The organism is Synechococcus sp. BA-120 BA3, from assembly GCF_034931285.1.
Taxonomy (GTDB): domain Bacteria; phylum Cyanobacteriota; class Cyanobacteriia; order PCC-6307; family Cyanobiaceae; genus Cyanobium.
In genome coordinates this window covers 1-3,624 of the sequence record NZ_JAYGHZ010000389.1, presented here as the reverse complement: position 1 = coordinate 3,624, position 3,624 = coordinate 1, and the positions used below count along the sequence as shown (strand labels likewise).

Annotated in this window: 5 protein-coding genes; 1 reads left to right on the top strand and 4 read right to left on the bottom strand. The window is 69.1% G+C overall.

The window, feature by feature from the left end:
* Positions 1-1,009: chloride channel protein (locus VB737_RS15590; RefSeq protein WP_500314293.1), on the top strand; the 1,009-nt coding region annotated here is incomplete at its 5' end.
* Here VB737_RS15590 and VB737_RS15585 read toward each other — a convergent pair.
* From VB737_RS15585 to VB737_RS15570, 4 genes are all read right to left on the bottom strand, one after another.
* Complete coding sequence (locus VB737_RS15585; protein WP_190611742.1) at positions 955-1,125, bottom strand: DUF8633 family putative protein; 171 nt, start codon at positions 1,123-1,125, stop codon at positions 955-957. The two genes, VB737_RS15590 and VB737_RS15585, sit on opposite strands and share 55 nt — an antisense overlap.
* A 147-nt stretch (positions 1,126-1,272) precedes the next feature.
* The gene (locus VB737_RS15580) at positions 1,273-1,869 is read right to left on the bottom strand and encodes a L,D-transpeptidase (protein ID WP_500314291.1); all 597 of its coding nucleotides are present in this window, start codon (positions 1,867-1,869) and stop codon (positions 1,273-1,275) included.
* Positions 1,870-1,916: 47 nt separating this feature from the next.
* Positions 1,917-2,504 carry an inorganic diphosphatase gene (locus VB737_RS15575; protein ID WP_094587112.1) on the bottom strand — a complete coding sequence of 196 codons (588 nt, stop codon included), beginning with the start codon at positions 2,502-2,504 and terminating at the stop codon, positions 1,917-1,919.
* Between the two features lie 67 nt (positions 2,505-2,571).
* Positions 2,572-3,624: carboxypeptidase M32 (locus tag VB737_RS15570; RefSeq protein WP_500314290.1), on the bottom strand; the 1,053-nt coding region annotated here is incomplete at its 5' end.

Sequence of the window (3,624 nt, the reverse complement as noted above, 5' to 3'; positions counted from 1 at the left end):
GCCCACGGCCCTGGGCGGGGCGGCCCTCGGGGGTATGGCCCTGGTGTTTCCCCAGGTGCTCGGGGTCGGCTACGACACGATCGAAGCCCTGCTGGGCCGGGCTGGCGGCATCCCCCTGCTCACCCTGGTGGCCCTGATCGGCGTCAAGCTGGTGGCCACCACCGTGAGCAACGCCACCGGCTTCGTGGGCGGCGGCTTCGCCCCCTCCCTGTTCCTTGGGGCGGTGCTGGGCAGCTGCTACGGCCAGGCGCTGGGCAGCGGCGGCCTGAACCTGCCGGTGGCCGAACCCCCCGCCTACGCCATGGTGGGGATGGCGGCGGTGCTGGCCGGCAGCGCCCGGGCACCGCTCACCGCCCTGCTGCTGCTGTTCGAACTCACCCGCGACATCCGCATCGTGCTGCCGCTGATGGCGGCGGCCGGCCTCAGCGCCGCCCTGGTGGAGCGCTGGCAGGGGATCCAGGATCCCGGTCTGATGGGGCCTGATCCGCTGGAGGAGCGGCGGCGCGGCCAGCTGGCGGCGATCCCGGTGGAGGAGGCCTTCGAACCGGAGGCACCCCTGGTGCTGCCGGCCGCCATGACGGCCTCAGCGGCCCTGGCCCGACTGATCAACAGCCATGGCCATTGCCTGCTGGTGGAACGGGCCGGGCTGGCCCTGGGGCTGGTGACGATCGGCGATCTGCAGCGTGGCCTCGGCTCCGATCTCAGCCGCCCGCAGCCGCTGCGCCTCGAGGACTGCCTGCGCACCGACCTGGTCTGGCTGCCGTCCGGTGTACATCTGGATCGCCTCGAAGATCAGCTGCGGCCCAATGGCCTGCGGCAGCTTCCGGTCTTCGAGCTGGAGGGGGGATCGGGGGACCATCTGCCCCACGGTCTTCCCCCCGGGGGGCTGGCCGTGGAGCGGTTGCGGGGGATGGCCAGCCGCGACGGCATGGCCAGGGCCCAGGCGCGACGCTTTCAGGCCGCTTCGGAGCGACCCTCCATCAGGGCCTCGGCGACGGGATCCGCCTGAGAGAGCAGGCCCAGAATCCGCTGCAGGTCCAGTTCGGAGAGCTCACCGTCGTTGCCCCACTTCAGCGACGTGCTGTTGAGCTGGTCGGTGGTGGGTTCGTGGGTGGAATCGAACATGGGAGGAAAATCGGCGGTGCTGGAGGGTGCCGCTGTTGATCGAGTTTCAAGACATTAGGTGTTTGCACCCAGACATCAAACCCATCCTGAACAATCTCCAGAATCTCTTCGGTCGCTCCCTGATTCGCCGCAATCGCCCGTCGGTGTTCAGGGTTTGACAACCACCGGTGTTCCCACCTCCACCTGATCGAACAGGGCGCGGACATGGGGGGTGAGCATCCGGACACAGCCGTTGGTGACAGCGGAGCGGGAGGTGACAGTCCAGGCCCAGGCGCTCGGGGTGCCGTGGATGCCGTACTGGTTGGGGCCGCTGCGCTTGAAACCGATCCAGCGATCCCCGAGGGGGCCATTGGGGCCCTTGGTGGGGTTGATCTTGCCGCTCACCGTGCTCTGGTACTGGGGATTGACCACCTTGGTCTCCACCAGGAAGCGTCCTTTGGGGGTGGGGGTGCGGGAATCGCCGATGGCCACGGGCCAGCTGCCCAGCACCTTGCCGTTGTCCCGCAGGCTGATGGTGCGCTTGCCCAGCTCCAGCAGGATCTCGCGGGTGCTGGTGACGGTGGCCTTCGCCGGAGCCGGCGCCGCAGGGGTGGTCCCGGCCGGCGGCTCAGCGGTGGGAGCGATGGCGGGAGCCGTGGTGGTCGCCGGCATCAGCACCGGCGCTTCGACCGCCCCGGCTGCGGCCACCATGGCGGCCCCCCAGCCGGTGGTCAGGAGCACGGACAGGACCAGGGAGCGCGACATGGGCGGAACGGGATCGGAGGGGACCGCGGCGGCGGTGCCGGTGGACGTCAGTCGACCAGACGGGGATCGACGACGGAAAGATAGCGATCTTCGCATTCCTTGATGATGCGCACGGCCTCGCCGGTGTCATGGAATCCGTTCACCTTGCAGGTGCCGGGCTTCTTCAGATCCTTGTAGTGCTCCCAGTAGTACTGGGTTTCCTTGAGCCAGTGCTCACCCAGCTGGGTATAGCTGGTGATGTGGTCCATGCGCTTGTCGTCGGCCAGGACGGCGATCACCTTGTCGTCCACCTCGCCGCCATCGTCGAAGCACATGATGCCGATGATGCGGGCCTCCACCAGGCTGCCCGGCACCAGGGGCTCGGTGACGCCGACGATCTCGATGTCGAGGGGATCGCCATCCTCGTCCCAGGTGCGGGGAATGCAGCCGTAGGCGAAGGGGTAAGCGAGGGAGGAATAGCCGACCCGATCCAGCTTCAGATGGCCGGTTTCGGTGATCAGCTCGTACTTGTTGATCGTGTTGGAGTTGAGCTCCACGATGGCGTTGAGCCGCAGCTCGGCCTCATCGGCGAAGGCCGGCAGCACATGCAGCAGGTTCAGCATGGTGCGGCTGGGGGCGTGGTCGATGTTCGCCATGGTGGGGTCTTTTCTGCGGCGGCATCTTAGGCAGCGGGCACCGGAGCCCCTGTTCCGGTCGCCGCGGTCAGCCCGCCCCGGTCAGCTGGCCGACCTTGGTGCGCAGGTAGGTGAGGAAGGGCCGCGCGTCCAGGGGCCGGCCCGTGACCCGCTCGACGAGTTCCTCGGCGTTCACCGAGCGGCCATGGGGCCAGATGTTGCTGGCGAGCCAGTCCTGCAGGGCGGCCGTCTCCCCCGCAGCCACCCGAGCCTCGATGGGGCCGATCTCCTGCTCGAGGGCCTCCGAGATCTGGGCGCTGATCAGGTGGCCGAGGGCATAGGAGGGGAAGTAACCGAACAGCCCCTCGGCCCAGTGGATGTCCTGGAGACAGCCCTCGGCGTCCGTGGCCGGTTGCAGCCCCAGCAGCTCCTTCATGCGCCGGTTCCACACGGCGGGCAGCTCCTCCACCGGCATCTCCTGCTCCAGCAGGGCCAACTCCATCTCGAAGCGCAGGACGATGTGAAGGCTGTAGCTCAGCTCATCGGCCTCGACCCGGATCAGGCCGGGCCGCAGGGGATTGAGGGCCCGCCAGAAACCGAAGGCGCCGCCCCAGGGGTCGGAGCCCAGGCCGCTCTGGAAGCGGGGATGCCAGCGCTCGGCGAAGGCCCGGCTGCGGGCCACCCGGCATTCCCAGAACAGGGACTGGGACTCATGCACCCCCATGGAGGTGGCCTCCCCGAGGGGCCAGGGGAAGTAGTGGTCGTCGCTGCGGGGCAGGCCCTGCTCGTAGAGGGAGTGGCCCCATTCATGGGCGGTGGCCAGGAAGGCCGAGAACGGCTGGCCCCGCACCACCCGGGTGGTGATGCGGAAGTCCTGCGGGCCGACGGTGCAGGAGAAGGGGTGGGCGGATCGGGACCGCTGGCAGCGGGCCGCGTCATAGCCCCAGCTGTCGAGCAGATCGCTGCAGAGTTGTTCCTGCAGGCTCTCCGCCAGCTCGAACGGCTCCTGTGGGCCCGCCGGCGGGGCGGCCGCCACCGCCTCCAGCAGCCCCGGCAGTTCCGCCGCCAGGGGGGCGAACAGTTCCGTCAGCCGGGCCTTGCTGCTGTCGGGCTCGAAGGGCTGGGCCAGGATCTCCCAGGG